Annotated in this window: 1 protein-coding gene; it reads right to left on the reverse strand. The window is 56.5% G+C overall.

Annotated features, from left to right (window positions below; genetic code table 11):
- Window positions 1–250: 250 nt before the first annotated feature.
- Window positions 251–1,135: a hypothetical protein gene (locus B7R24_RS17420; RefSeq protein ID WP_147304098.1), complete on the reverse strand. Its 885-nt coding sequence runs from the start codon at window positions 1,133–1,135 to the stop codon at window positions 251–253.
- Between the last annotated feature and the right edge of the window lie 665 nt (window positions 1,136–1,800).

The following is a 1,800-nucleotide window of genomic DNA, read 5'->3' on the forward strand; positions in this document are numbered from 1 at the left end:
GATGACCAAGTGGAACACCACGGGCAGCGAGGCTCGCGGCTCCGCCGCGCGCAACACCAGCCAGCGCCTCAGTCAGCCCGACAACACCGCGGACCCCCTCACACCCAAGAACGTCGGTGGATCGAGGCTTAGCGTGCGCCTTGTGAGTGACGCGAGGCGTTCACCTTTGTCCCGAGATTCTTGAGTTCTTTTAGGCATTAGCGCGCTGCGGATTTACGGCATTTTTAGAATTGCATTCCGGACGCGAGAATCATTCGGGGAATGGAGGTTGTAGATTTATGATCGTCATTGACGAGGGGCTGACCTTATCGCTTCTTAGGGCTTCGTCGTCGAGCAGCACAATTCTCCCAGCTTGCCGCACGGCGGCTAATGCTGATCGGTCACCCGATGTCTCATAGACAATGCTAATTGCCTCTCGTTTGGTTACCGTCAGTCGGACTCCCACCAGCCTGAGACCTCCTCTGTTTAGTTCGAACCATTGCGTCGCAAACTCCACCTCTGGCTCGAAGAGTTCCGGTGCCCATTCTCGGGGTAGAGCCACAACGTGGCTGAGGCCGAGGACTGAGAATTCGCGAAATGGCCCTACAGACCTCGAAAGCAGTTCTGAAACTGTCCTCGATGAATCGATTGCTGCTTGGCGGGCGGCCGCGGTATGGGCACTGTCCTCCTCCGAGGCGGGCTGTGTCGCAGATGCTACGACGCGCCAGTAGTCTGTCCAGATTTCCTTAGGGCGTGCTCGCCTGGTCACAAGGTTTTCGCGAACCTGTAGATAAGTCGTCACGATCGGTGGAGGGGCGTAGTCCGCAAACATCGCAGATTGCAACTTCCGGCCTAGCGAAGATGCTAGGCCGGTCAAGTCACCGTCGAGCGCGACGGCAGTGTCGGTGATGTAGCCGTTTCCGTGCCGGGAAAGGAGGCTCTTCGCGTGCAGATCAAGCATTCGCTGGAAGTGTCTGGCGATCGCTGAACCTCCTAGCTCGGCTTCGAGGCGACCCTGGGTCGATAGAAGGTAATGCTGCGAGTGATCCAATGCAGCGTTTGGATCAGTGGGGAATCCGCCGTCAATGAGGTACTTGTCAGCGGCTTCAAATAGCTCGTCGAGGTTTATTCCAGGGTCGGATTTGCCGACGAACATATCCTCGAGTTTATGAGCGACAACAACCAACCGCATCGTTGGGTCCGATCCGGGTTGACTGGGTGATGGTTGAGTAATTGCGCCGTTCAATGCATACCAAGCAACCCCGCTGATCAATTGAAATGTTGCCTCTAGGCGAGAAGCGGTTACCTCATCCCGCCTTGTCGAGGCACCTAACCCGATTCCTGTGATTTTTTCAACCAACCGAAGTAGGAAAGTGTAGTTTACATAAGCCGATTGGGGTGAATAGAGCCAATCGAGAAGCTCGAGAACTGTCGCAGCTGCTCGATCATCGTTGCCTAGCCGCCTCAGGAGGTTCAGGCCCGAGACTGCAACTGCGCGAGCCTCTAACAACGCGACAGGGCGAAGATATTCTTTTGGACCTGTCGCGATTGTGTACATCGTGTCGTTCACTAAGAGCGGAGTGATCGTTTTGCCTAGCAGGGGCGAGCCCTGAGATTTGAGGGGTGTGTACGATACGGCGGCGCTTCCTTGCACCGCGCTCAACCACAGACTGCGAGCACGCATCGCGGCCAAGTGTCAATGGCCAATGGTTTGTGCCCATGGGTGGCCAGCGTTTGTGCCCGCTGGTGGCCATGAAAAGTGCCCGTGTATGGCCAACAGTTCTGCCCACCTGGTTTCTGGTGGTGTTGGCCATGGGTCGC

Origin of the sequence: Subtercola boreus, assembly GCF_003399645.1 — a bacterium.
Taxonomy (GTDB): Bacteria; Actinomycetota; Actinomycetes; order Actinomycetales; family Microbacteriaceae; genus Subtercola; species Subtercola boreus_A.

Coding starts and splice junctions, on each gene's coding strand:
- B7R24_RS17420 (WP_147304098.1), bottom strand. CDS start 1,135: ATGTTCGTCGGCAAATCCGACCCTGGAATAAACCTCGACGAGCTATTT.